General features: G+C 70.5%; 22 protein-coding genes. 6 read left to right on the plus strand and 16 right to left on the minus strand.

Features of this window, described 5'->3' with window-relative positions:
• Positions 1–211 precede the first annotated feature (211 nt).
• The 4 genes from ACIPFH_RS33780 to ACIPFH_RS33795 all read left to right on the plus strand — a co-directional run bounded on the left by ACIPFH_RS33780 (position 212) and on the right by ACIPFH_RS33795 (position 4,983).
• Entirely contained in the window at positions 212–1,537 is a 1,326-nt protein-coding gene (locus tag ACIPFH_RS33780; protein ID WP_401832537.1) for a DUF2252 domain-containing protein, read from the plus strand.
• A gap of 68 nt (positions 1,538–1,605) precedes the next feature.
• Positions 1,606–2,298 carry a hypothetical protein gene (locus ACIPFH_RS33785; RefSeq protein ID WP_401832538.1) on the plus strand — a complete coding sequence of 231 codons (693 nt, stop codon included), beginning with the start codon at positions 1,606–1,608 and terminating at the stop codon, positions 2,296–2,298.
• A 98-nt stretch (positions 2,299–2,396) separates the two neighbouring features.
• Positions 2,397–3,212 carry a DsbA family protein gene (locus ACIPFH_RS33790; protein ID WP_401832539.1) on the plus strand — a complete coding sequence of 272 codons (816 nt, stop codon included), beginning with the start codon at positions 2,397–2,399 and terminating at the stop codon, positions 3,210–3,212.
• A 91-nt stretch (positions 3,213–3,303) separates the two neighbouring features.
• Positions 3,304–4,983: an alkaline phosphatase D family protein gene (locus ACIPFH_RS33795; protein ID WP_401832542.1), complete on the plus strand. Its 1,680-nt coding sequence runs from the start codon at positions 3,304–3,306 to the stop codon at positions 4,981–4,983.
• Here ACIPFH_RS33795 and ACIPFH_RS33800 read toward each other — a convergent pair.
• The gene (locus ACIPFH_RS33800; protein ID WP_401832545.1) at positions 4,980–5,588 is read right to left on the minus strand and encodes a dienelactone hydrolase family protein; all 609 of its coding nucleotides are present in this window, start codon (positions 5,586–5,588) and stop codon (positions 4,980–4,982) included. The genes ACIPFH_RS33795 and ACIPFH_RS33800 overlap by 4 nt on opposite strands.
• 116 nt (positions 5,589–5,704) lie before the next feature.
• Between ACIPFH_RS33800 and ACIPFH_RS33805 the strand changes: the two genes are divergently transcribed.
• Complete coding sequence (locus ACIPFH_RS33805; RefSeq protein ID WP_401832547.1) at positions 5,705–6,817, plus strand: mechanosensitive ion channel family protein; 1,113 nt, start codon at positions 5,705–5,707, stop codon at positions 6,815–6,817.
• 3 nt (positions 6,818–6,820) lie between these two features.
• Here ACIPFH_RS33805 and ACIPFH_RS33810 read toward each other — a convergent pair whose 3' ends face one another.
• The 6 genes from ACIPFH_RS33810 to ACIPFH_RS33835 all read right to left on the minus strand — a co-directional run bounded on the left by ACIPFH_RS33810 (position 6,821) and on the right by ACIPFH_RS33835 (position 12,518).
• Positions 6,821–7,561 (minus strand): SDR family NAD(P)-dependent oxidoreductase, encoded by a 741-nt coding sequence (locus ACIPFH_RS33810; protein WP_401832550.1) that lies wholly within the window; start codon positions 7,559–7,561, stop codon positions 6,821–6,823.
• Positions 7,562–7,698: 137 nt separating this feature from the next.
• Entirely contained in the window at positions 7,699–9,285 is a 1,587-nt protein-coding gene (locus ACIPFH_RS33815) for a Na+/H+ antiporter (protein WP_401832552.1), read from the minus strand.
• Between the two features lie 63 nt (positions 9,286–9,348).
• Positions 9,349–9,822, minus strand: a complete 474-nt coding sequence (locus tag ACIPFH_RS33820) for a GNAT family N-acetyltransferase (protein ID WP_401832554.1) — start codon at positions 9,820–9,822, stop codon at positions 9,349–9,351.
• Entirely contained in the window at positions 9,819–10,763 is a 945-nt protein-coding gene (locus ACIPFH_RS33825) for an RluA family pseudouridine synthase (RefSeq protein ID WP_356251223.1), read from the minus strand. The genes ACIPFH_RS33820 and ACIPFH_RS33825 overlap by 4 nt, the downstream gene beginning before the upstream one ends.
• 62 nt (positions 10,764–10,825) lie before the next feature.
• Entirely contained in the window at positions 10,826–11,422 is a 597-nt protein-coding gene (gene lspA, locus ACIPFH_RS33830; RefSeq protein ID WP_401832555.1) for a signal peptidase II, read from the minus strand.
• Positions 11,423–11,489: 67 nt separating this feature from the next.
• Complete coding sequence (locus tag ACIPFH_RS33835) at positions 11,490–12,518, minus strand: TraR/DksA C4-type zinc finger protein (RefSeq protein WP_401832556.1); 1,029 nt, start codon at positions 12,516–12,518, stop codon at positions 11,490–11,492.
• Between the two features lie 612 nt (positions 12,519–13,130).
• On the opposite strand from ACIPFH_RS33835, the gene ileS reads away from it, so the two are divergent.
• Positions 13,131–16,277, plus strand: a complete 3,147-nt coding sequence (gene ileS, locus ACIPFH_RS33840; RefSeq protein WP_401832559.1) for an isoleucine--tRNA ligase — start codon at positions 13,131–13,133, stop codon at positions 16,275–16,277.
• Positions 16,278–16,576: 299 nt separating this feature from the next.
• On the opposite strand, the gene ACIPFH_RS33845 is transcribed toward ileS, so the two are convergent.
• The 9 genes from ACIPFH_RS33845 to ftsW form a co-directional block, all read right to left on the minus strand.
• Positions 16,577–17,866 carry a DivIVA domain-containing protein gene (locus ACIPFH_RS33845; protein ID WP_401832562.1) on the minus strand — a complete coding sequence of 430 codons (1,290 nt, stop codon included), beginning with the start codon at positions 17,864–17,866 and terminating at the stop codon, positions 16,577–16,579.
• A 52-nt stretch (positions 17,867–17,918) separates the two neighbouring features.
• On the minus strand, positions 17,919–18,203 hold the full coding sequence (locus ACIPFH_RS33850) for a YggT family protein (protein ID WP_020129925.1): 285 nt from the start codon (positions 18,201–18,203) through the stop codon (positions 17,919–17,921).
• Between the two features lie 61 nt (positions 18,204–18,264).
• Positions 18,265–18,906: a cell division protein SepF gene (locus tag ACIPFH_RS33855; protein ID WP_356251238.1), complete on the minus strand. Its 642-nt coding sequence runs from the start codon at positions 18,904–18,906 to the stop codon at positions 18,265–18,267.
• A gap of 128 nt (positions 18,907–19,034) precedes the next feature.
• On the minus strand, positions 19,035–19,754 hold the full coding sequence (locus ACIPFH_RS33860) for a YggS family pyridoxal phosphate-dependent enzyme (RefSeq protein ID WP_401832565.1): 720 nt from the start codon (positions 19,752–19,754) through the stop codon (positions 19,035–19,037).
• A 6-nt stretch (positions 19,755–19,760) separates the two neighbouring features.
• Entirely contained in the window at positions 19,761–20,489 is a 729-nt protein-coding gene (pgeF, locus tag ACIPFH_RS33865) for a peptidoglycan editing factor PgeF (RefSeq protein ID WP_401832568.1), read from the minus strand.
• Positions 20,486–21,682 carry a cell division protein FtsZ gene (ftsZ, locus tag ACIPFH_RS33870; RefSeq protein ID WP_356251248.1) on the minus strand — a complete coding sequence of 399 codons (1,197 nt, stop codon included), beginning with the start codon at positions 21,680–21,682 and terminating at the stop codon, positions 20,486–20,488. The genes pgeF and ftsZ overlap by 4 nt, the downstream gene beginning before the upstream one ends.
• 277 nt (positions 21,683–21,959) lie before the next feature.
• Complete coding sequence (locus tag ACIPFH_RS33875; RefSeq protein WP_401832570.1) at positions 21,960–22,754, minus strand: cell division protein FtsQ/DivIB; 795 nt, start codon at positions 22,752–22,754, stop codon at positions 21,960–21,962.
• A gap of 27 nt (positions 22,755–22,781) precedes the next feature.
• Positions 22,782–23,879: an undecaprenyldiphospho-muramoylpentapeptide beta-N-acetylglucosaminyltransferase gene (gene murG, locus ACIPFH_RS33880; protein WP_356251254.1), complete on the minus strand. Its 1,098-nt coding sequence runs from the start codon at positions 23,877–23,879 to the stop codon at positions 22,782–22,784.
• A 6-nt stretch (positions 23,880–23,885) separates the two neighbouring features.
• A complete protein-coding gene (gene ftsW, locus ACIPFH_RS33885; protein WP_401832572.1) occupies positions 23,886–25,250 on the minus strand; it encodes a putative lipid II flippase FtsW in 1,365 nt (454 codons plus the stop codon).
• Positions 25,251–25,311: the final 61 nt, after the last annotated feature.

Genomic DNA, 25,311 nt, shown 5'->3' on the forward strand with positions numbered 1-25,311 from the left:
GCGGCCTCCAAGGGAAACGCGGGTCGACTGGTGTCCCACGGGTTGCGGACAGTCCGGGGGAACAGCGTCGAAGTCTATGCCTGACGACTGACACCGGAGCCGCTTCCCCGCGTACCTTCACCGGGGGGAAACGGGCACTCCCGCGTACCTTCGTCCGTTGGAGACGACAGAGACGCTGTCGTACATGTCATGCACCAGGAGGCACCCAGCGATGTCGGTTCCGCAGCTCAACGACGAGCACCGCGGCGAGGAGATCCTCGCCGTCTTCGACACCGCGTTCGGCGAGCTCCTGGCCGCCGACCCGGCCGCCTTCCGGGTGAAGTTCCGGAAGATGGCGGCCTCCGCGTTCGCGTTCTACCGGGGCACCGCGGGGCTCTTCTACCAGGATCTCGACGCCGAGAAGCGGGGCGGCCCGTTCCTGGACGAGCGCACCTCGCGCGTGTGGATCCACGGCGATCTGCACGCGGAGAACTTCGGCACGTACATGGACGCCACGGGCCGGCTGATCTTCAACGTCAACGACTTCGACGAGGCGTACGTCGGCCCCTTCACCTGGGACCTCAAGCGCTTCTCCGCCTCCGTCGCCCTCATCGGGTACGCGAAGGCACTCGGCGACGAGCAGATCAGCGAGCTGGTGGAGGTGTACGCGGGCGCGTACCGCGAGCGCATCCGCGCGCTGGCCACCGGCGCCAAGAGCGACGAGGTGCCGCCCTTCACCCTGGACACCGCGCAGGGCCCGCTCCTGGACGCGCTGCGCGACGCCCGCTCGCTGACCCGCTTCGGGCTGCTGGACTCGATGACGGAGATCCGTGACTTCGAGCGCCGCTTCGCACCGGGCGGCGGCTCCATCGAGCTGGACGCGGCCACCCGCTACAAGGTCCTCGCCGCCTTCGACGGCTACCTGGAGACGCTGCCGGAGACGTCGCTGGCCCGCCCGGACTCCTACCGCGTGAAGGACGTCGTCGGCCGCCGCGGGATCGGCATCGGCTCGGCCGGTCTGCCGTCGTACAACATCCTGCTCGAGGGCCACAGCGACGCCCTGGAGAACGACGTCGTGATCTACATCAAGCAGGCCCAGACGCCGGCCGTCTCCCGGCACATCACCGACCCGTCGATCCGCGACTACTTCCAGCACGAGGGCCACCGCACGGTGATCTCCCAGCGCGCCCTCCAGCAGCACGCCGACCCGTGGCTGGGCTGGACCGAGCTGGGCGGCGCCGGCCAGCTGGTCGCCGAGGTCTCGCCGTACGCCGTCGACCTGGACTGGGGCGACATCGACGACCCGGAGGAGATCGCGGGCGTCGTCGCCGATCTGGGCCGGGCCACGGCCACCATGCACGCGGCGGCGGACGACACCTCCGGCGAGTCCCTGGTCCCCTTCTCCACCGAGCGGGCCATCGACGCGGCGATCGCGGCCGACGAGGACGGCTTCGCGCCGCTCCTGGTCGACTTCGCGCACAGTTACGGCGCACGCGCGCGTGCCGACCACCAGATCTTCGTCGACCTGTTCCGCAACGGCCGGATCCCAGGTCTGTGACAGTACGCCTTCTCACAGGGACCCTTTAGGGGTCTCCTACAGGAGCACGTGACACACTCTCCTCCGCTATGGACATATCCGGGACCCGCTTCAGAGCCGTACGCGCGGCGCTGTTCACGGCATGCGTCGTGACGCTCAGTACCGCGTCGCACGTGCTGCTGTCCCGGGCCCCGCTGCCGCTCAACACGGTGGCCGCCGTCGCGGCCGCCGTGTTCGCCCTCGCGTACGCGCTCGCCGGCCGGGAGTGTGGCTTCGGGCGGATCGCCGCCCTGCTGATCCCGCTGGAACTGGCGGCCGACACGATCTTCACCACCGGTCAGCACGTCTGCTACGGCCGGGCCGGCGGCCCGGTCGCCGGCCCGCTGGCCTCGGTCGGCTGGGACGTGCTCTGCGGCGACGGCACCCCCGTCGGCACTCCGCTGGCCCAGGTCACCGGCACCGACGCCGGCAAGCTGGGCGGCCTCCTCGCCCACGCCGAACCGGCCACCGCGTGGCTGCTGCTCGCCGCGCACGTCTGCGTCGGCCTGATCGCCGCCGCCTGGCTGCGCCGGGGCGAGCGGGCACTGGCCCAGCTGCTGCGGGCGGCGACCGCGACCACCTTCCGGCCGCTGCTGCTGGCCGTCTCCGCCGTGACCGTACGACGCGCCCCGGCGGCCCTCCGCCTGCCGCGGCCCACGCGCCGTACGACCACCGTCCGCGAGCGGATCCTCGTGCACTCCCTGGGACGGCGTGGACCGCCGTGCTCGCCCGCCGCGGTCTGACCGGACCGGCACGTCCGACAGACCCGGCCCCCGAGCACCACCTCAGTCCCCACACGAACTTCCGCGTACCACGAGTGCGCGTCCATCGGGAGAACACCATGAGCAAGCGGAACAGCGCGGCGGCGAAGACGGCGGCCCGGGAGCGGCTGCGCGTCGAGCGTGAGCGCGAGGCCAAGCGGGCCAAGGTCAGGCGGCAGATCATCGTCGCCTGCTCGGTCGTCGGCGTGCTGGCCCTGGCCGGCGGCATAGGTTACGCCGTCGTCCAGGCGAACAAGCCCGGCTACTGGGAGGACGCCGCGAAGGCCAAGCTCGTCGCGCCGGCCAACACCACCGGCAAGAACGGCACGACGGTCGTCATGGGCAAGGCGAGCGCCAAGAAGACGCTCGTGATGTACGAGGACCCGCGCTGCCCGGTCTGCGCCCAGTTCGAGCAGACCGTCGGCGCGACGGTGAAGAGCGACTACGACACCGGCAAGTTCAAGATCCAGTACGTCGGTGCGACCTTCCTCGACCGCAGCCTGACCGGCGAGGGCTCCAAGAACGCGCTCAGCGCCCTGGGCGCCGCGCTCAACGTCGGCCCCGAGGCGTTCCTCGAGTACAAGACCGCGCTGTACTCGGCGAAGTACCACCCCACGGAGACCGAGGACAAGTTCAAGGACGACTCCTACCTGATCAAGGTGGCGGACACGGTCTCGGCGCTGAAGGGCAACGCGAAGTTCCAGAGCGCCGTGAAGAACGGCACCTACGACCGGTGGGCGCTGGAGATGTCCAAGACGTTCGACTCCAGCGGTGTCACGGGCACCCCGACGCTGAAGATGGACGGCAAGACGCTGACCGGCTCCGACGGGCAGGGGAACGCCCCGATGACGGTCGCCGACTTCACCACGGCGATCAACGCGGCTCTCAAGGGCTGATCGGCTCCGGATCCGACACTGCGTGAAAGAGCGGGCGAACTTTGGGCGTTCGCCCGCTCTTTTGTAGTACTGGTCAGTAATCTGATCGGCCGTGACCAGTCGATACAGATCCTCCGAGAGCGCCGACATCCCGTCAGAGCGCCCCAACTCGCTGTCGCCACGCCGCCGTACGGCTCTCAAGGCCGTGGCCGCGACCGCCGTGCTGGCCGGCCCGCTCGCCGCCGCGCTGCCCGCCCGCGCCGCCGAGGCTCCCGTCTTCCTGCACGGGCTCGCCTCCGGCGACCCGCTGCCCGACGGTGTCCTGCTGTGGACCCGGGTGACGCCCACCGCCGAGGCGATACCCGGCTCCGGGCTCGGTCCGGACACCGACGTGAGCTGGGTCGTCGCCACGGACAAGGCACTGATGAACGTCGTCGCCAAGGGCTCGACCACCGCCACCGCCGCGTCCGACCACACCGTCAAGGCCGACATCCGCGGCCTCGCGCCCGCCACCGACTACTACTTCCGCTTCTCGGCCGGCGGCAACGACTCCCCGGTGGCGCGCACCCGCACCGCGCCGGCGGCGGACGCGGCCGTGCCGGGCCTGCGCTTCGGCGTGGTCTCCTGCGCCAACTGGGAGGCCGGCTACTTCTCCTCGTACCGTCACCTCGCGGCCCGCGGCGACCTGGACGCCTGGCTGCACCTCGGCGACTACATCTACGAGTACGGCACCGGCGAGTACGGCACGCGCGGGACCGTCGTACGGCAGACGGCACCCACGCACGAGATCCTCACGCTCGCCGACTACCGCACCCGGCACGGCAAGTACAAGACCGACCCGGACCTTCAGGCCCTGCACACGAAGGCGCCGGTCGTCGCGATCTGGGACGACCACGAGTTCGCCAACGACACCTGGTCCGGCGGCGCCGAGAACCACACCGAGGGCGCCGAGGGCGCCTGGTCGGCCCGTCAGGCGGCCGCGAAGCAGGCCTACTTCGAATGGATGCCGGTCCGCCCCGCCCTCGCCGGGACCACCTACCGCCGGCTGCGCTTCGGCAAGCTCGCCGATCTGTCCCTGCTGGACCTGCGTTCCTTCCGCTCACAGCAGGTCGCCGTCGGCAACGGCACCGTGGACGACCCGGACCGCACGATCACCGGCCGCGCCCAGCTCGACTGGCTGAAGGCCGGGCTGAAGACGTCCGACACCACCTGGCGGCTGGTCGGCAACTCGGTGATGATCTCCCCGTTCGCGATCGGCTCGCTCTCCGCGGACCTGTTCAAGCCGCTGGCCAAGCTGCTCGGCCTGCCGCAGGAGGGCCTCGGCCTCAACACCGACCAGTGGGACGGCTACACCGACGACCGCCGCGAGCTCCTCGCCCACCTGCGTTCGAACGCCATCCGCAACACCGTCTTCCTGACCGGCGACATCCACATGGCGTGGGCCAACGACGTGCCGGTGGACGCCGGGACGTACCCGCTGTCCGCCTCGGCCGCCACGGAGTTCGTGGTCACCTCGGTGACCTCCGACAACCTCGACGACATCGTGAAGGTCCCCGAGGGCACGCTCACCGCGATCGCCTCCCCGATCATCCGGGCCGCGAACCGGCACGTCCACTTCGTCGACACCGACCGCCACGGCTACGGCGTCCTGGACATCACCGCCGAGCGCGCGCAGATGGACTACTACGTCCTGTCCGACCGCACCAGCACCACCGCGACCTCCACCTGGTCCCGCTCGTACCGCACGCGCAGCGGCACGCAGAAGGTGGAACGGACGTACGACCCGGTCTAGGTCGCGTCGTACGACCCGGTCCAGGCCGCGCCCTCCCGGAGCGTCTCCAGGAAGCCGAGCGCCACCCGCCAGGTGGCCTCGGCCGCCTCCTCGTCGTAGTCGGGCAGCTCGGGGTCGGTGTACAGGTGCCCGGCTCCCGTGTACCTGTACACCTCCACGTCGGCGCCCGCTCTGCCCATCTGGAGATACCAGGCGCTCAGCCAGTCGTCGGTCTCGAACGGATCCGGCTCCGCGACATGCAGCTGCACCGGCAGATCGTCCACCGAGACGTTCGGCGCCAGGTCCGAGGTGCCGTGCAGGAGGAGCAGGCCACGCGCCCTGGCGTCGCCGAGGGCGAGGGTCTGCGCGATCGACGCGCCGAGCGAGAAACCGGCGTACACCAGCCCGCGCTCCGAGTAGGGCGCGGCCGCCAGGACGGCTCTCTTCAGCAGCTCGTCCTTGCCGATCTCCTCGTTGTACGCCATGCCCTCCTCGACCGTGTCGAACGTGCGCCCCTCGAAGAGGTCCGGCGTCCACACCTCGTGCCCGGCGGCACGCAGCCGGTCCGCCGCTGCGCGCACCGCGGGCCGCGGACCGTAGGTCGAGTGAAAGAGCATGATGTTCATGTGCCCATGGTGCCAGCCTGCGCTGACAACCCAGCCTGCGCTGACAACGCCGTGCGTGCGCCTCCTCACAGAAACCGCATGTTCAAGGCCCCTCCGACCCGGTTACGTTCGAAGGCATGGAGAACATGCTCCGCCCCGTGATCGTGGTCGGCGGCTCGGTCGTGCTGACAGTCCTCATCGGCTGGGCCACCGACCGCCTGCTGTGCAAGGCCGACCGACGGCACTCCGAGACCCCGCTGTGGGGTCTGCTGCGCCGTGGCCGCATCCCCTACCAGCTCGTGCTGGGCGCGGCGATGCTGAGAGGGTCGTACGACGCCGCTCGGCTGCTGCCGGACCACCGGGCCGGGATCGGCCAGGTCATCACCCTGGTGCTGATCGGCTCCGCGGCCTGGCTGGTGATCAGGATCGCGGGGGCGATCGTCGAGACGTCGTACACGCGCTACGCGCGCATGCACCACGATCCGGCCCGGGTCCGGCGGGTGCGGACCCAGGTGACGCTGATCATGCGGGTGGTGTCGGCCGTCGTCGGCGTGGTCGCCGCGGCCTCGATGCTGCTGACGTTCCCGCCCATGCGGGCGGCGGGCGCCTCCCTGCTGGCCTCGGCCGGAATCCTCGGCATCGTCGCCGGTGTGGCCGCCCAGTCGACGCTGAGCAACCTGTTCGCCGGCCTCCAGATCGCCTTCGGCGACATGGTGCGCATCGGCGACACTGTCGTGGTGGACGGCGAGTGGGGCACGGTCGAGGAGATCACCCTGACCTTCCTGACCGTGCGGACCTGGGACGAGCGCCGGATCACGATGCCGGTCTCGTACTTCACCTCGAAGCCCTTCGAGAACTGGTCGCGCGGCACGCCGCAGATGACCGGCATCGTCTACTGGCACGTCGACCACACGGCGCCGGTGGAGCTCATGCGCGAGAAGCTGCGCGACATCCTGCGCGAGTGCCCGGCCTGGGACGGCCGCGCCTGCGGGCTCGACGTCACCGACACCACTCCGAACACCATGCAGGTGCGGGCCCTGGTCACGGCGAAGGACGCCGACGACATCTGGACGGTGCGGGTCAGGGTCCGTGAGGAGATGATCCGCTGGCTGTCGAAGGAGCACTCGTACGCGCTCCCGAAGGTCAACACGTCGGACGCCGCGCTGCCTCCGAGCCGTCTGCCCAGCCAGTCCGCCTCCCCCGACGGTGCGGCCCGCCGCGCCCACGAGCCACCGCGGCCGGGCCGCTGACCGTCAGTTCCCGCGCTCCGCACCCCCGTTGACCTGTACGACCTGCGAAGTGACGTGACCGGCGCCCGGGGAGGCCAGCCAGTGCAGTGTGGCGGCGATGTCCCCGGGCGTCCCGGCCCGCCCGGTGAAGGTCTCCCCGACGAGCCGCTCGCGTCGCGCCGGCTCGATGGCGTCCCCGAAGAACCCGGTGTCCTCGACATACCCGGGGGCGACGAGGTTCGCGGTGACGCCCCGGGGCCCCAGCTCCCGGGCGAGATCACGGGCGTACGGGTGCAAAGCGGCCTTGGCGCCGGCGTACGCCCCGCTGCCCGACCCCCGGTAGGCGGCGATGGAGCTGACGAACAGCACCCGCCCGCCCGGCGCGGCGAGCCGGTCCTTCAGCGCCTCGGTGAGCAGGGCGGCGCTGAGGGTGTTGCTCCGGAAGTTGACGGTCCAGTTGTGCGCGACCCGGTCGAGCGGATCGTCGCTGTCGCTCGGCGGCTCCACATGCCCGGCGCCCCCGGCGCTGTGGATCAGCACGTCCACGGTCCCGAACTCCGCCTCGACGAACCGGGCGACCCCGCGCACCTGCTCCGGCTCACTCAGATCCGCGGCGTGGGTGAGCGCTCCGGCCACCCCGGCCTTCTGCAGTACCTCCGCCCGCCGCCCGAGCAGCAGCACCCGGTCCCCGTCCGCGGCGAAGACCCGCGCCGCGGCGAGTCCGATCCCCGTCCCGCCTCCACTGATCACCACATTGCGTGCCATGGCCCGAGCGTAACTTCGGGCGCCGACGGGGGGCGTGGCGTTTTACGCGACCGCCATGAGACTGTCGTCCGCCGAAAAGCGGGCCCGCCGTCAACCCAGGCCTGCGACGTCACCGCGTGGGTCGCCGCCCGCCCAGCTCACTTGAGGCTGCGCACGTCCAGATGCCGCAGCACGCGGTCCACGATCTCGGGATCGGCGCCCGGCTCGCTGCGTGCCGCGACCACCTCGTGCCGTGCCGCGCTCAGCATCTCGCTCTGGATCCGCCGCACCCGCTTCAGCCTCCGCACCCGCTGGTCGTGGCCCTCGCGCCGTTCGTCCTCCCCGACGTCCGGGCTGATCCGCAGCCCGATGTCGAAGGCCCGCCGCAGCATCTGCTCGGACAGCTCCTCCGACAGGTCCTCCTCGGTCTGGATCTCCCGCAGCCGCTGCTTCGCCGCCTTCGCCGCCCGTACCGCCAGCTCCTTCTCGAACTCCTTCTCGCGGTCGGTGTCCGACTGCACGTCGAGCCGCTTCACGAGCCACGGCAGGGTCAGTCCCTGGAGGACCAGTGTCGCCATGATCACGCCGAACGCGATGAAGATGATCTCGTCACGGTCGGGGAAGGGCCTCCCGTCGTCGGTCTTCAGCGGCACGGCCAGCGCCAGCGCCACCGAGGCCACCCCGCGCATCCCGGACCACCACATGACGAGCGTCTCCCGCCAGTTCGTCGGAATGTCCTCGAGGTGGTCCTTCCTGGCGTGCAGCCGTTGCGTCAGCCAGGTCGCCGGCAGCAGCCACAGCAGCCGTACGACGACGACCACCGCCACGATCACCGCCGCCCACCCCAGCATCTCCCCCCAGCGCCCGGACGCCGTGCGGATCGCGTTGTGCAGCTCCAGGCCGATGAGCCCGAACGCGACGCCGGTGACGAGGGTGTCGATGATGTCCCAGAAGGTGTGGCCGGCCAGCCGCGTCAGCACGTCGTCGGGGTCGGTGGCGTATTCGGCGAGGAACAGCGCGGTGGTCAGGACGGCCAGCACCCCGGACCCGTGGAACTCCTCCGCCAGCACGTACGAGGCGTACGGCACCAGGAGTGTCAGCCCGATCTGCAGCGTCGTGTCCCCGAGGACGTCCAGCAGTCTGTTCGCGCCCCAGCCCAGTGCGACGCCCACCGCCACCGCGACCACCGCGGACAGCACCAGGTCGAGGCCGGCCCGCCACGGCGAGAACGACCCGCTCACGGCCGCGGCGATCGCGACGTGGTACAGCACGATGGCCGTCACATCGTTGAACAGCCCCTCGCCCTCCAGGATGGACACCAGCCGGCGGGGCAGCCCGAGCTGTCCGGCCACGGCGGTGGCGGCCACCGGGTCGGGCGGCGCGACCAGCGCGCCCAGCGCGACGGCCGCGGCGATCGGCAGCCCCGGAACGATCGCCTGGGCCACGGCGGCCACGCACACCGTCGTGACGAACACCAGCGCCACGGCCAGCAGGAAGATCGGCCGCACGTTCGCCGCGAACTGCCGCCACGAGGTCCGCCGTACCGCCGCGTACAACAGGGGCGGCAGCAGCAGGGGCAGGATCAGCTCCGGCGGGATCTCCACGTTGGGCACGAAGTCGAGCACCGCGAGGACTATCCCGAGCAGCGTCATGAGCACCGGGGCGGGAAGACCGAACCGGTCCCCGACCGGGACGCTCACCACGGCCCCGAGCAACAGGACGAACAACAGGGCCAACTGGTCCACGGTCAGCGCTCCGGGTCTAGACGATCAAGAACATCCGGACCCCCAGCGTCGCACGCCCACCGTCTACCGCAGCGAACGCCGCATGGCCCGGTGCGCGATCCCCGCCTCCAGGTCCTCCGGCCCGTACGCCGTGTACCCCAGCCGTTCGTAGAATCCCAGCGCCTGCGTCTGTGCGTGCAGGTCCACGGCCGCGAGCCCACGCGCGCGTGCGGCCTCCTCGATGGCCCGCACCAGCGCGACCCCGACGCCCAGCCCGCGCGCCTCACGCATCACGGCGAGCCGCCCCAGCGAGCCCACCGACAGGTCGCCGGTCCTGGCCGCGGCCGCCTCGCCGTACAGCAGCCGCCCCGCGCCGAGCGGCAGCCCGTCCTCGCCGACCGCCAGCACGTGCACGGCGTCGGCGTCGTGCTCGTCGTACTCCAGGTCCTCGGGCACGCCCTGCTCGCCGACGAAGACCTCCTTGCGCACCGCGAAGCACGCCTCCCGGTCGGCGGGATCCCCGGCGACCCGCACCACGTACGCGGGCGTGCCGCTCATCCGTAGGTCTCCTCGCGGACCTGCTCCAGAGCCTTGCTCAGGTCCTCGGGGTAGTCGCTGGCGAACTCCGCCCACTGCCCGTCGCCGGGGTGCTCGAAGCCCAGCCGCACGGCGTGCAGCCACTGCCGGGTCAGGCCCAGCCGCTTGGACAGCGTGGGGTCGGCGCCGTACGTCAGGTCGCCGACGCAGGGGTGGCGGTGGGCCGCCATGTGCACGCGGATCTGGTGGGTACGGCCCGTCTCCAGCTTCACGTCCAGCAGGGAGGCCGCGCGGAAGGCCTCGATCAGGTCGTAGTGCGTGACGGACGGCTTGCCCTCGGCCGTCACCGCCCACTTGTAGTCGTGCTGGGGGTGCCTGCCGATGGGCGCGTCGATGGTGCCGCTGGTCGGGTCCGGGTGGCCCTGGACGAGCGTGTGGTAGCGCTTGTCGACCGTGCGCTCCTTGAACTGGCGCTTCAGCGACGTGTACGCCCGCTCCGACTTGGCGACCACCATCAGCCCCGAGGTGCCGACGTCGAGGCGGTGCACGATGCCCTGGCGCTCGGCCGCACCGGAGGTGGAGATGCGGTAGCCGGCCGCGGCGAGCCCGCCGATGACGGTCGTCCCGCTCCATCCGGGCGACGGGTGCGCGGCCACGCCGACCGGCTTGACGATCACGACCACGTCGTCGTCGTCGTGCACGATCTCCATGCCCTCGACCGGCTCGGCGACGATCTGCACGGGAGCCGGCGCCTGCGGCATCTCGACCTCCAGCCAGGCCCCGCCGATCACCCGCTCGGATTTGCCGACCACCGAGCCGTCGACCGTGACCTTCCCCGCCGCAGCCAGCTCGGCGGCCTTCGTACGGGAGAAGCCGAACATGCGGGAGATGGCGGCGTCTACGCGCTCGCCCTCCAGGCCGTCCGGCACGGGCAGGGTACGGGTCTCGGGAATCGTGCTCACCCGTCGAGTATGCCGGACGGCTCCGGTACCGCCGTACGGGCCTGTGGACAACCGCCGGGCGGTCAGTCCTTGTGGACGGTCCCGTCCGGGTCCAGCCCCTTGAACGAGAGCAGCACGATCAGGATGCCGCCACAGACGATCGCCGAGTCGGCGAGGTTGAAGACCGCGAAGTGCTTCGGCGCGATGAAGTCCACGACCGCGCCCTCGAAGACGCCCGGCGCGCGGAAGATCCGGTCGGTGAGGTTGCCCAGCGCGCCGCCCAGCAGCAGCCCCAGGGCGATCGCCCAGGGCAGGCTGTAGAGCTTGCGGGCGAGCCGGGCGATCACCACGATCACGGCCGCCGCGATCACCGTGAAGATGATGGTGAAGGCCTCGCCGAAGCCGAAGGCCGCGCCCGCGTTGCGGATGGCCTCGAACTTCAGCCAGTCACCGACGACCTCGATCGGCGCGTGATGTTCCAGCTTGGCGACCACGATCATCTTGCTGACCAGGTCGAGTGCGTACGCGAACGTGGCGACGGCGAAGAGCACGGCGATGCGGCGCCTGCCCCTGGGCCGCGCCTCGGTGCTCTCCTGCCCGCCCGGTCCGGACGACTGATCCGGCTCCGATCCCGCCTCTGGGGTGTCCGGCGTACCGATGACGCGCTCCGCCTCTGCCACGTGAGTCCCTCAACCTAGGTACCTGACTGAGGACGAGGGTACGGCACACCCCCAGGCGGCCAGGTGATCAGTACCGGCGCTCCTGCTTCTGCTTGCACTCGACACACAGGGTGGCCCTCGGGAAGGCCTGCATCCGGGCCTTTCCGATGGCCTGGCCGCAGTTCTCGCACAGGCCGTACGTACCGGCGTCCAGCCGCTCCAGGGCGTGCTCGGTCTGGATCAGCATCTCGCGCGCGTTGGCGGCCAGCGCCAGTTCGTGCTCGCGCGTGATGTTCTTCGTCCCGGTGTCCGCCTGGTCGTCGCCGGCGCCGTCCCCCGAGTCCCGCATCAGCCCCGTCAGGGCCGCCTCGGACGAGGCCAGCTCCGCTCGCAGCCGCGCCTGCTCGGAGTCGAGCTCCGCGCGGGCCTCCTCGACCTCCTCCGGCGTCCAGGGCTCCTCGCCGGGGCGCACCGCGAGCTCGCCCGGCTCCGCCGCGGCGAGGCGTGCCTTGGGAACGGCGGTCTTCGCCGCCGTGGCCGTACCCGGAGTCTTCTTCGCAACCACAGTCGTGGCTCCCGTCTGCTCCGCGGCCGAGGCCGCGCCCACCTTCTTGGCCGTGCTCTTCCTGCCCGCACTCGTCCCGGTCACGCCTTCGGCGCCGACGATCTTCCCGCCCGCCGCCTTCCCGGAGCCGACCCGCTTGGCGGCCGGCTTCTCGGCGACGGCCTTCCCGGCCGCCGCCTGCCTGCCGGTCGCCGGCCCCGCCTCAGCCGCCTTCCTGGCGACCGTCCTTCCGGCAGCCGTCTTGTCCGCGGCCGCCTTCTTCACCGCGTTCTTCTTCACCGCGTCCTTCTTCGCGGCGTTCTTCTTCATGGCGGGCGCCTTCTCGGCCGGTCCGTCCTGCCCGACCGGCTCAGCCGCCTCCTCCGCCTCCTCCGCCGGTCTTCGGGCCACCGCCTTCGCGGCCGCGCTCTTCCTGGCCGCCGCCTTCTTCGCCCCACCGGCGGCAGCGGACCGCACCGTCTTCACGGCCTTCACGTCCTTGGCCGCATCGCCGGTGGCACTCGTTGACCTGTCGGACGCCGATCGCTGTACGGCGGTCTTCTTCGCCACCATGGCCGCGGCCCCTTCACATATTGTGATCTTGCACGCGAATCGTGCTGGGACGATAAATCGACTTGGAGCCCGCGGCAACGGGACGCACCGCCCGATTCGCCCGCCTCGCGCACGCCAGGCGGAAGGCCTGCATCCGTTGTGCCCAGCTCCCCGCCGGGTAATCCGCCGAGCGGGGCATCGCGGAATTCAAAAGTACGAACCATCCCATGCAGCCACCATTCGGGTCATCTTCCAGCGGCCGCCCTTCCGCTCCCGACGCCCCCGAAAACCGGTCGGCCGCTGTCGTCGGGGAGCCGTACACTGGGCGGAGCGAAAAGCATGGATGGGGACGAGTAGCGGCGTACGCAGCCCAGAGCGACCCGGGGACGGTGGGAGCCCGGGGGCGAGCGCGACGTGAAGATCACCCCGGAGCCGCCGGAAGAAGGCCGCAGCCGACAGGCGAGGGCCCGTAGAACCGGCATCGCGACCCCAATGAGGGGGCTCACCGGCGCGCAGGACGCACCGGAGGGCCAAGGAGGGTGGTACCGCGGGAGCGCGCCGCAGACGGCGTAGACAGGCAAGACGGCTCTCGTCCCTCCGACGGAAGACAGTGTGTCCGCCGGAGGAAGCTCGTTGAATACGCAGCCGCAGTACCGTCAGGTGCCCGCCCAGGTCGACCTGCCCGCCCTCGAGCACGCGGTGCTCGACTTCTGGCGCGAGCAGAAGATCTTCGCCAAGAGCCTGGAGCAGTCCGAGGGCCGCCCCGAGTGGGTGTTCTACGAGGGCCCGCCCACCGCCAACGGCATGCCGGGCGCCCACCACATCGAGGCGCGCGTCTTCAAGGACGTCTTCCCCCGCTTCCGCACCATGCGCGGCTACCACGTGGCCCGCAAGGCCGGCTGGGACTGCCATGGCCTGCCGGTGGAGCTGGCGGTCGAGAAGGAGCTGGGCTTCGCCGGCAAGCAGGACATCGAGGCGTACGGCATCGCCGAGTTCAACGCCAAGTGCCGCGAGTCCGTGACCCGGCACACCGACGCCTTCGAAGCGCTCACGACCCGCATGGGCTACTGGGCCGACCTCAAGGACCCCTACCGGACCATGGACCCGGAGTACATCGAGTCCGTCTGGTGGTCGCTGAAGGAGATCTTCAACAAGGGCCTGCTGGTCCAGGACCACCGCGTCGCCCCCTGGTGCCCGCGCTGCGGCACCGGCCTGTCCGACCACGAGCTGGCCCAGGGCTACGAGACGGTCGTCGACCCGTCCGTGTACGTCCGTTTCCCGCTCACCTCCGGTCCGCTCGCCGGCGACGCCGCGCTCCTCGTCTGGACGACGACGCCCTGGACGCTGGTCTCCAACACGGCCGTCGCCGCGCACCCCGAGGTCACCTACGTCGTCGCGACCGACGGCGAGGAGCGGCTCGTCGTCGCCGAGCCGCTCGTCGAGAAGTCGCTCGGCGAGGGCTGGGAGACCACCGGCGAGACCTTCACCGGCGCCGAAATGGAGCGCTGGACCTATCAACGTCCGTTCGAGCTCGTGGAGTTCCCGGCACCGGCCCACTACGTCGTCAACGCCGAGTACGTCACGACCGAGGACGGTACGGGCCTGGTCCACCAGTCCCCCGCCTTCGGTGAGGACGACCTCAAGGTCTGCCGCGCGTACGGCCTGCCGGTCGTGAACCCGGTCCGCCCCGACGGCACCTTCGAGGAGTCCGTCCCGATGGTCGGCGGCGTCTTCTTCAAGAAGGCGGACGAAAAGCTCACCGAGGACCTCCAGCAGCGCGGTCTCCTCTTCAAGCACATCCCGTACGAGCACAGCTACCCGCACTGCTGGCGCTGCCACACCGCGCTGCTCTACTACGCGCAGCCGTCCTGGTACATCCGCACGACGGCCGTCAAGGACCGTCTCCTCCAGGAGAACGAGAAGACCAACTGGTTCCCGGAGACGGTCAAGAACGGCCGCTTCGGCGACTGGCTGAACAACAACATCGACTGGGCGCTCTCCCGCAGCCGCTACTGGGGCACCCCGCTGCCGATCTGGCGCTGCGCGGACGACCACCTCACCGTCGTCGGCTCCCGCGCGGAGCTCACCGAACTCACCGGCACCGACCAGTCCGAACTGGACCCGCACCGCCCGTACATCGACGCCGTCGCCTTCGCCTGCCCCAAGGACGACTGCGGACAGACGGCCACGCGCGTGCCGGAGGTCATCGACGCCTGGTACGACTCGGGTTCGATGCCGTTCGCGCAGTGGGGCTACCCGTACAAGAACAAGGAACTCTTCGAGTCGCGCTACCCGGCGCAGTTCATCAGCGAGGCCATCGACCAGACCCGCGGCTGGTTCTACACGCTGATGGCCGTCGGCACGCTGGTCTTCGACAAGTCGTCGTACGAGAACGTCGTCTGCCTCGGCCACATCCTCGCCGAGGACGGCCGCAAGATGTCCAAGCACCTGGGCAACACCCTGGAGCCGATCCCGCTGATGGACCGGCACGGTGCGGACGCGGTGCGCTGGTTCATGGCGGCCGGCGGTTCCCCGTGGGCGGCCCGCCGGGTGGGCCACGGCACCATCCAGGAGGTCGTCCGCAAGACGCTCCTGACGTACTGGAACACCGTCGCCTTCCAGGCGCTGTACGCCCGTACGTCCGGCTGGGCGCCGAGCGGGGCCGATCCGGCCCCGGCCGACCGCCCGGTCCTGGACCGCTGGCTGCTCTCCGAACTCCACGCGCTCACCGACCAGGTGACGCATGCCCTGGAGGCCTACGACACCCAGCGCGCCGGCAAGCTGCTCTCCGCGTTCGTCGACGACCTGTCCAACTGGTACGTCCGCCGCTCCCGCCGCCGCTTCTGGCAGGGCGACAAGGCCGCGCTGCGCACCCTGCACGAGGTCGTCGAGACGGTCACCAAGCTGATGGCCCCGCTGACGCCGTTCATCACCGAGCGGGTCTGGCAGGACCTCGTGGTGCCGGTCACGCCGGACGCCCCGGACTCCGTCCACCTGGCGGCCTGGCCGGAGGCCGACCTCTCCGCGATCGACCCCGAGCTGTCGAAGCAGATGGTCCTGGTCCGCCGCCTGGTGGAGCTGGGCCGCGCCACGCGCGCGGAGTCGGGCGTGAAGACCCGCCAGCCCCTGAAGCGCGCCCTGATCGCCGCCGGCGGCTTCGACACCCTCGACCGCGAGCTGCACGCGCAGATCACGGAAGAGCTCAACGTCGAGTCGCTGGCGTCCCTCTCCGAGGTCGGCGGCAGCCTGGTCGACACGACCGCCAAGGCAAACTTCCGCGCCCTGGGCAAGCGGTTCGGCAAGCGCGTCCAGGACGTGGCCAAGGCCGTCGCGAACGCCGACGCGGCCGCGCTCTCCCTCGCCCTGCGCGAGGGCACGGCGTCGGTGGAGATCGACGGCGAGACGATCACCCTGGCCCCCGACGAGGTCATCATCACGGAGACCCCGCGCGAGGGCTGGTCGGTGGCGTCCGACTCCGGCGCGACGGTCGCCCTCGACCTGGAGATCACCGAGGAGCTGCGCCGCGCGGGCCTGGCCCGGGACGCGATCCGGCTCATCCAGGAGGCTCGCAAGAACAGCGGCCTCGACGTCGCCGACCGCATCGCGCTCCGCTGGACCGCGACCGACCCGGCGACCGTGGACGCCCTGTCCGGTCACGCCGGCCTCATCGCCGACGAGGTCCTCGCCACGGACTTCGCCCTGGGAGAGGCGGACGACACGTTCGGCGCCCCGTTCACGGACGACGGTCTGACGCTGACCTTCCGCCTGCGCAAGGCGTAGGACGCGAGGCACGGCCACGAGGGCCCGGCTCCCCCAGGGGAACCGGGCCCTCCCGTATGTCCGGCCGGCCTCCGGCACGTCCCGGCGAGCGCGTCGGGCGTCCGCGGCGGGGCCCGAGGTAGAGCGGGCCGGAAGCACGGCGCCGGAGCCGTGGCCGTATGCGACCGCGCGCCCGCCGGGCTCGGCCGGGTTCCGTCACCATGATCGCTGTCAGCACGCGTAAAAGGGCGGGACCCCGGATCGTGATCCGGGGTCCCGCCCTTTGAACGCTGCCGACGCCTAAGGCGTACTACTGGCCGTCAGTTGTCATCCTCGTCGATGAGGAAGCCACGCATCGGCGAGGGGGCCTGGCCCATCGGCGACGGGCCCTGCGGCCGCACCGGCGCCATCGGCTGGGTCATCGCCGGGGACATCTGCTGCTGACCGCCGTAGGACGGAGCCGACTGACCGGGAGCGCCCATGCCCGGGTTGCCGTAGGACGGGGCGCCGGCACCGGCCGGAGCCATGGAAGGCGCCGGGGACGGCGGCAGGGAGGCGGTGGCCGGCGTGCGCGGCGGGGCGAGGGAGTCGTCGGCCTGGGTCTCCAGCTGACGCAGCTGGGACTCGAGGTACGACTTCAGACGCGTCCGGTACTCGCGCTCGAAGCCGCGCAGGTCCTCGACCTTGCGCTCCAGCGTGGCGCGGGCGGACTCCAGGGAGCCCATCGCGACGCGGTGCTTCTCCTGCGCGTCCCGCTCCAGGGCGTCGGCCTTGGCACGGGCGTCACGCTCGAGACCCTCGGCGCGGCTGCGGGCCTCACCGACGATCTTGTTGGCCTCGGAACGGGCCTCGGCGATCGCCTGGTCGGCGGTCTGCTGGGCCAGCGAGAGGACACGGGCGGCACTGTCGCCACCGGGGCCCTGACCGGGGCCGCCCATCGGACCGCCCATGGGGCCGCCCATCGGACCACCCATCTGCTGCTGCATGGGGTTCTGGCCCATCGGACCCTGACCCATGGGGCCTTGGCCCATCTGCTGCTGCATGGGGTTCTGGCCCATCGGACCCTGACCCATCGGACCCTGACCCATCGGACCCTGGCCCATCGGGCCGGGACCCTGCGGACCACCCTGACCACCGCCGGAACCGGCGGGCAGCTGCGGCGCACCGCTCGGCAGCTGGGGCGGGCCACCCATGGGGCCACCCATCTGCTGCTGCGGCGGGCCCGATATGCCGGCGGGCACCGGGCCGCCCGGGCCTCGCATGCCCTGCGGAGGCATTCCCTGCTGGGGCATGCCCTGCTGCTGCATACCGCCCTGTTGCATGCCGCCTTGCTGCTGCATGCCGCCTTGCTGCTGCATGCCACCCTGCTGGGGCATGCCACCCTGCTGCTGGTCCTGTTCGGGCGGTTTGCGCATGTTCTGCTGGTTCTGGGCAGCAGCGCGCGTGGCCGCGGCCAGCTTGGCACGCAGGTCTTCGTTCTCACGAAGCAGGCGGGTCAGTTCGGCTTCGACCTCATCGAGGAAGGCATCGACCTCGTCCTCGTCATAGCCTTCTCGGAGGCGGACGGTCGTGAACTGCTTGTTCCGCACGTCCTCGGGGGTCAACGGCATCTCTTCACCTCAACGTAGTCGTCGGCATCGGCAAGACGGTAGTTCACATCGCTCACAGCCGACTCACGATCGAGATCAGGATGTAGACGATGATCATCAGTACGAAGAAGGACAGGTCGAGCGCCACGCCCCCGAGACGCAACGGCGGGATTACCCGCCGCAGAAGCTTGAGCGGTGGATCGGTGACAGTGTAGGTGGCCTCCAGAACGACCACCATCGCCTTGCCGGGCTGCCATGAGCGGGCGAACTGGAAGACGTAGTCCATGACCAACCGGAAGATGAGCACGATGAGGAAGACCATCAGCGCGATGTAGACGACATCCAGGACCACGCTCATGTTCGGTGCTTCCCTCTCCCCTGCTCCATGCTGCTCTGTACTGCTTTTCCGGTCTTGCGTCTCAGCTCTGGTTGAAGAACCCGCCCTCTGCGATGCGGGCCTTGTCCTCCGCCGTGACATCGACGTTAGCAGGCGACAACAGGAACACCTTCTGCGTCACCCGCTCGATGCTGCCGTGAAGACCAAACACCAAACCGGCCGCAAAGTCGACAAGTCGCTTCGCGTCTGTGTCGTCCATCTCAGTCAGATTCATGATCACCGGGGTGCCCTCACGGAAGTGTTCCCCGATGGTACGGGCCTCGTTGTAGGTCCGGGGGTGAAGCGTGGTGATCCGGTACGGCTCTCGTTCCGACACGACCTTGGGCATGATCACCGGTGCGTTCTTCTCCAGGGACTGACGTTCTTGTGTGATGGATGCCACGGGCGCAATGCGCGCCGGACGTCCGGATTCCGCGCCTAGCGAAGCGGATCGCGCCGCCGGCTCACGCGGCGCCGACGGCTGGACGATTCGCACCTCTTCGTCCCTTTGGGACTGATGCGCACCGTGTGACTGGTGGGACGGCTCGTGTCGCCGGTGATCCCGCTCGGGTTCCGGGTCGAGCTCGGGTTCGAAGTCGTCGTCGGGGTCGAATCCCCGGCCGTCGTACCCATCGTCCTCCACGAGGCCGAGGTAGACCGCCATCTTGCGCATCGCGCCGGCCATTCTCTGAGTCCTCCGCTCTGTGGTGGATCGACTTTCGACTGCCAAGTCCCGCGATCCACGTGGCCCTTGTGTCCGCCTTTCGGCGGTAATGACCATATTTTCTGCTGTGGTCCGACTTCCTGGCGACGTTACCCGAGCCTGGGGCGGACTCCGAGTACCGCAGTGCCGACGCGTACATGTGTCGCTCCGGCCGCCACGGCCTCCTCGAGGTCCGCACTCATCCCTGCCGACACCATGTTCGCAGCAGGATGAGCTCGGCGCAGGTCAGTCGACAAATCCATCAACCGCCCGAAGGCCTCCCGTTGGCGCCCGGCGTACTCCCCGGTCAGGGGTGCGACGGTCATCAGTCCGTCAAGTCGCAGCCCCGGTGAGCCCGCCACCAGACCGGCCAACTCCTCGACGCCGCCCGGGGCCACGCCACCCCGCTCACCCCGTTCACCCTCCCCGGCGTCGAGGGCCACCTGAAGGAGGCAGCCCACCTCACGCCCGGCCCGCACGGCCTCCTTCGACAGGGCCGCCACCAGCCTGGCCCGGTCGACGGACTGCACCACATCCGCGTAACCGACCACCGAGCGCACCTTGTTGGTCTGCAACTGGCCGACGAAATGCCAGCGCAGCGGCAGGGCCGCACACTCGGCCGCCTTGGGCGCCGCGTCCTGGTCCTTGTTCTCCGCGACATGGCGCACACCGAGTTCCGACAGCAGCCGCACATCGCTCGCCGGATAGGTCTTGGTGACCACGATCAGGGTCACCTCGTCCCGCGCACGACCGGCGGCCGCGCACGCGGCGTCGATGCGCTCCTCCACCTTCGCCAGGTTTGCGGCGAGTTCATCCCTACGGTCCGTCATGCCCCATCAGTCCAGCCAGACATATCCCGCGAGTCGCCCCGTGGAGCGATCGCGGCGATACGAGTAGTGATCCTTCGACTCCCGTGTGCACACGGTCGACCGCTCCCGGTCGCGCACCCCGAGCCGGTCCAGTTGGGCATGCACCCCGGCGATCACGTCGACCGCGGGAGTTCCCCAGCTCGTCTCGGCGCTCGCCGCCGGCTCGACGGCGGCCACCTCGGCGCGCATCGCCTCCGGCACCTCGTAGCACCGCCCGCACACGGCGGGCCCGGTGCGGGCGACGATCCGGGAGGGGTCCGCGCCGAGCGACTCCATCGCGTCGATCGCGGCGGGCACGATGCCCTTGACCATGCCCGGCCGCCCGGCGTGCGCGGCCGCGACCACCCCGGCGACGGGGTCGGCGAGCAACACCGGCACGCAGTCCGCCGTCAGCACGGCGAGGGCGAGTCCGCGGGTCGCGGTCACCAGGCCGTCGACCGGCCGGGGGAGCGGGGTGGTCCACGGCCCGTCGACCTCGGCGACGTCGTTGCCGTGCACCTGGTTCATCCAGACGACCTGCCCCGGGTCCAGGCCCAGCGACTTGGCGGCCAGCTCACGATTGGTGCGTACGGCGTCGGAGTCGTCGCCGACCGCTCCGCCGAGGTTGAGCTCCTCATACGGAGCGGCGCTCACCCCGCCCCACCGGTCGGTGAAGGCGAAGTGCGCGCCGCTCACGCTCTCGCGCCGTCCTATCACTTCAGGAAGTCCGGCACGTCCAGCTCCTCGGCCGCGCTGTCCGAGTAGGACCGCGACGGCGGCACCGGCGGGGCGACCGGGAGGTCGGCCACCGGCTCGGGGGCCGGCTCCGGCTCCTCCTTCGGGGTCACGCTGCCGAGCGAGCCGAAGGACGGACGGCTCTCGGACTGCCGTACCGGAGTGGGCTCGTCGCGGCGCGCCGAGGCCGAGGACGAACCCATGACGGTCTCTCTGCGGGCCGGGGGCTGGCCCCCGTCGAAGCCCGCCGCGATGACGGTGACCCGGACCTCGTCACCGAGGGCGTCGTCGATGACCGCGCCGAAGATGATGTTGGCCTCGGGGTGCGCGGCCTCGCTGACCAGCTGGGCGGCCTCGTTGATCTCGAACAGGCCGAGGTCGGAGCCGCCGGAGATGGAGAGCAGGACGCCCCGGGCGCCGTCGATGGAGGCCTCCAGGAGCGGCGAGGAGATCGCCATCTCGGCGGCTGCCACCGCGCGGTCGTCGCCGCGGGCCGAGCCGATGCCCATGAGGGCCGAACCGGCCTCGGACATGACCGACTTGACGTCGGCGAAGTCGAGGTTGATCAGACCGGGGGTGGTGATGAGGTCGGTGATGCCCTGGACACCGGAGAGCAGGACCTGGTCGGCCGACTTGAAGGCGTCGAGGACCGAGACCTGGCGGTCCGAGATGGACAGCAGCCGGTCGTTGGGAATGACGATGAGGGTGTCGACCTCTTCGCGGAGTTCCGCGATGCCGTCCTCGGCCTGGTTGGCGCGGCGCCGGCCCTCGAAGGTGAACGGGCGGGTCACCACGCCGATGGTGAGGGCGCCGAGGTTGCGTGCGATGTTGGCCACGACGGGGGCGCCGCCGGTGCCGGTGCCGCCGCCTTCGCCGGCCGTCACGAAGACCATGTCGGCCCCCTTGAGGACCTCCTCGATCTCCTCGCGGTGGTCCTCGGCCGCCTTGCGGCCGACAGCCGGGTTGGCGCCGGCGCCGAGTCCGCGCGTGAGTTCACGGCCGACGTCGAGCTTGACGTCGGCGTCGCTCATCAACAGCGCCTGCGCGTCGGTGTTGATGGCGATGAACTCGACGCCCTTGAGACCGACCTCGATCATCCGGTTGATGGCATTGACACCACCGCCGCCGACACCGATGACTTTGATGACTGCGAGGTAGTTCTGCGGTGCTGCCACGTCGAAGGCCTCTCGCCTCGAGTTACGTGTCGTCGCCTCGCAGGTGATGCGATCCGACGACTGATGCCGAATGGGACGGTCCGTTTCGCCGACCCGAACCCTAACCCTGAAGTTTAGGGTTACCAGTGTGTCCGTTCCTTGGAGTCTTCTGAACAGGACACTAAGTCGACAAGTGGCGCCCGTTCAACGAACACGCCGAACCTCCCATTTTTCTTTTCACCCTATGTGATCAGCCGTGTCGCTGCCCAACCAGGGTGCTGGCCTGCGCGGATGCGCGTCAACTCCCCGCTGACGCGGGGGCGGTGGGAGCGCTGACATCGAAGTGCCGCGCGGCCGGGACGGCTTTCATGAGAGCGGTGAGCGCACGGCCCTTCGCCGCGCCCTTCTCGGCGCTCCCCCACTCCACCGCGCGACCGCCGCTCAGTTCCAGCGAGATGTCGTCGTACGAACGGACCTTGACGACCCGGGTGGCCCGGGCGACGGCGGCCGGGAGGGAGCCTGCGGTCTTCACCGCCTCACGCACCAGCCGCGCTTCGCCGAAGCGGCGCAGACTCGCGGCGGCCGAACGCGAGGAGGAAACGGTGATTTCGAGCAGCGGAACGCCTTTCGGGGCCTCGGGAACCGTGGCGAAACGGACTCCTTCATCGTCCACTTCCACGAAGTTCGACCCCTTTTGCACAAGCAGAACCGGAGTACGCTCTGTCACTTTCAGGCCGATTCCATGGGGCCAGGAACGGACCACGTCGACCGAGTCGATCCGGGGCAGTGCCCTGCGCAGCCGCGCCCCGATCGCGTCCGTGTCGACGGAGACCAACGGCGATCCGACCGGTACGGCGGCTGCCGCGCGCACCTGCTGCGGGGTCAGCACGTCGGTGCCGGCCACGGAGACGCGCTCCACGCGCAGCCACTGCGAGCCGTACAACACCCAGCCGGTGCCCCCGCCGAGCAGCACGACGGCCAGCGTGAGAATGATGATCACACGAAGTCGGCGCGGCCCCAACCGCCGGAAGAGGGGCGGGCCGGACGACTCCTGCTGGCGTGCACCGCGCTCGGCGGTGGCGGATCCGGCCACGCTCCCCTGCCCTTTCGTCGATCGTGCCTATCGGCGCGCACGGGAGGCGGCGATCGCCTCGTACACCATGCCGACGAGCAGGTCGTCGGCGTCCCGGCGGCCGAACTCGCTGGCGGCGCGGGACATCTCGTACAACCGGTGCGGGTCGGCGAGGACGGGCAGGACGGTCTCCCGGACCCAGTCGGGGGTCAGATCCGCGTCGTCGACCAGCAGTCCGCCGCCCGCCTTGACCACCGGCTGGGCGTTCAGCCGCTGTTCGCCGTTGCCGATGGGCAGCGGGACGTAGGCGGCCGGGAGTCCGACGGCGGAGAGCTCGGCGACGGTCATCGCGCCCGCGCGGCAGAGCATCATGTCGGCGGCGGCGTACGCGAGGTCCATCCGTTCCACGTACGGTACCGGGATGTAGGGGGGCATCCCCGGCATCTGCTGTACATGCGGCAGTTCGTTCTTCGGGCCGACCGCGTGCAGGATCTGGATGCCGGCCTGCTGCAACCAGGGCGCGACCTGCTGGACGACCTCGTTGAGGCGCCGGGCGCCCTGCGAACCACCGGAGACCAGCAGGGTCGGCAGGTTGGGGTCGAGGCCGAACATGTGCCGGGCCTCGGGGCGCGCGGCGGCGCGGTCCAGGGTGGCGATGGAGCGGCGCAGCGGGATGCCGATGTACCGGGCGTCCCGCAGCTTGCTGTCGGGCGTGGAGACGGCGACCCGGGCCGCGTAGCGCGAGCCGATCTTGTTGGCCAGCCCGGGGCGGGCGTTCGCCTCGTGGACGACGATCGGGACGCCGAGGCGCTTTGCGGCGAGATAGCCGGGCAGGGCCACGTAACCACCGAAGCCGACGACGGCGTCCGCCTTGGTGCGTTCCAGGATCTGCTCGGCGGCCTTGATCGTGCCGCGCAGCCGGCCCGGGACGGTGATCAGTTCAGGGGTGGGCTTGCGCGGCAGCGGCACGGCGGGGATCAGCGCGAGCTCGTAGCCCCGCTGCGGAACGAGCGTGGTCTCCAGGCCGCGCTCCGTGCCCAGGGCCGTGATCCCCACAGTGGGGTCCTGCCTGCGCAGGGCGTCCGCGAGGGCCAGCGCGGGCTCGATGTGGCCGGCGGTCCCCCCACCAGCGAGTACGACATGCACCGAAATTCACCGCTCTCCGGACGAGCGCGCCGCCGAGGCACGCCGTCGCATCGTGTTCCATCTCCGGTGGCTCCGGTCGAACGCGGAGCCCCCAGTCCCCCGCTTTCTACCAAAGCGGGGGTGCCGCATCGCAAGCGCCGCCCGCGCAGCGGGCTCGTCGCGCGCGAAGGCGATCAGCAACCCGATGGCGAACATGGTCGGCAGCAGGGCGGAACCCCCGTAGGAGAACAGCGGGAGAGGCACGCCGGCGATCGGCAGCAGGCCGAGCACCGCACCGATGTTGATCACCGCCTGAGCGGTGATCCAGGTGGTCACGCCTCCCGCGGCATACCTGACGAAGGGGTCCTCCGTGCGTCCGGCCACGCGGATACCCGCATAGCCTAGAGCCGCGAACAGGGCGAGTACCGACAGCGTCCCCGCGAGACCCAGTTCCTCACCGGTCACGGCGAAGATGAAGTCGGTGTGCGCTTCGGGAAGTTGACCCCATTTCTCCACACTCGCGCCGAGCCCCGATCCGAAGATCCCGCCGGAGGCAAGGGCGTAGATCCCGTGCACGGCCTGCCAGCAGGCGTCGCCCGGCCCGGGATCGGTCGCGCCGATGCACTGCAGCCGGGCCATACGGTTCGGGCTGGTCTTGATGAGGATCACACCGAGGGTGGCGGCGATCGACAGCACCCCGACGAAGAGCCGCGTGGGCGCCCCCGCCAGCCACAGCAGCCCGAACAGGATCGCCGTGAGAATGATCGCCGTACCCATGTCGCCACCGAGCATGATCAGCCCGAGCAGCATGAACGCGACCGGCACCAGCGGCACCAGCATGTGCTTCCACTGCGCGAGCAGTTTCCTGTCCTGTTTGCGGGCGAGCAGATCGGCGCCCCACAGCACCAGCGCGAGCTTGCCGAACTCGCTGGGCTGGATCTGGAAGGAGCCGCCGAGCGAGATCCAGTTCTGGTTGCCGTTGACCGACAGCCCTATCCCCGGTACCTGCACCAGCACCATCATGAAGACCGCGCCCGCGAGGATGGGATAGGCGAGCGCCCGGTGCAGTTTCACCGGCATCCGGGAGGCGACCAGCAGCAGCGCGCCGCCGATGGAGGCGGCCAGGAACTGTTTGCGGAAGAAGAACGACCCCGGCAACGACATCTGAAGCGCGGTGATCTGGGAGGCGGAGTAGACCATCACGAGGCCCAGTACGGTGATCAGCAGGCTACCGCCGAAGATCAGGTAGTACGCCGTCAGCGGCCGGTCCCAGGCCTTCTGCACACGCGTGTAGAGCCGTCGGACGGGGTTGTCGCGGCGCGGGCGGGAGGCGTCGGCGGGTCTGCGCACGGCCCGCTGGACGGGCGGACGCCCGGTACGGCTACCGGGCATCCGCTGCTCCACCGGGCGCGCCGCCGTTGTGCTCGGCTGCCGCGCCGTACGTCGGCCGTGA

The sequence above is a fragment of the Streptomyces sp. NPDC088157 genome, assembly GCF_044741545.1.
GTDB lineage: Bacteria > Actinomycetota > Actinomycetes > Streptomycetales > Streptomycetaceae > Streptomyces.

What these genes read in the sequence shown, in the direction of transcription:
- ACIPFH_RS33780 (WP_401832537.1), top strand. Translation starts at nt 212, where the DNA reads ATGTCGGTTCCGCAGCTCAACGACGAGCACCGCGGCGAGGAGATCCTC.
- ACIPFH_RS33785 (WP_401832538.1), top strand. Translation starts at nt 1,606, where the DNA reads ATGGACATATCCGGGACCCGCTTCAGAGCCGTACGCGCGGCGCTGTTC.
- ACIPFH_RS33790 (WP_401832539.1), top strand. Translation starts at nt 2,397, where the DNA reads ATGAGCAAGCGGAACAGCGCGGCGGCGAAGACGGCGGCCCGGGAGCGG.
- ACIPFH_RS33800 (WP_401832545.1), bottom strand. Translation starts at nt 5,588, where the DNA reads ATGAACATCATGCTCTTTCACTCGACCTACGGTCCGCGGCCCGCGGTG.
- ACIPFH_RS33805 (WP_401832547.1), top strand. Translation starts at nt 5,705, where the DNA reads ATGGAGAACATGCTCCGCCCCGTGATCGTGGTCGGCGGCTCGGTCGTG.
- ACIPFH_RS33810 (WP_401832550.1), bottom strand. Translation starts at nt 7,561, where the DNA reads ATGGCACGCAATGTGGTGATCAGTGGAGGCGGGACGGGGATCGGACTC.
- ACIPFH_RS33820 (WP_401832554.1), bottom strand. Translation starts at nt 9,822, where the DNA reads ATGAGCGGCACGCCCGCGTACGTGGTGCGGGTCGCCGGGGATCCCGCC.
- ACIPFH_RS33835 (WP_401832556.1), bottom strand. Translation starts at nt 12,518, where the DNA reads ATGGTGGCGAAGAAGACCGCCGTACAGCGATCGGCGTCCGACAGGTCA.
- ACIPFH_RS33845 (WP_401832562.1), bottom strand. Translation starts at nt 17,866, where the DNA reads ATGCCGTTGACCCCCGAGGACGTGCGGAACAAGCAGTTCACGACCGTC.
- ACIPFH_RS33850 (WP_020129925.1), bottom strand. Translation starts at nt 18,203, where the DNA reads ATGAGCGTGGTCCTGGATGTCGTCTACATCGCGCTGATGGTCTTCCTC.
- ACIPFH_RS33855 (WP_356251238.1), bottom strand. Translation starts at nt 18,906, where the DNA reads ATGGCCGGCGCGATGCGCAAGATGGCGGTCTACCTCGGCCTCGTGGAG.
- ACIPFH_RS33860 (WP_401832565.1), bottom strand. Translation starts at nt 19,754, where the DNA reads ATGACGGACCGTAGGGATGAACTCGCCGCAAACCTGGCGAAGGTGGAG.
- ftsW (WP_401832572.1), bottom strand. Translation starts at nt 25,250, where the DNA reads ATGCCCGGTAGCCGTACCGGGCGTCCGCCCGTCCAGCGGGCCGTGCGC.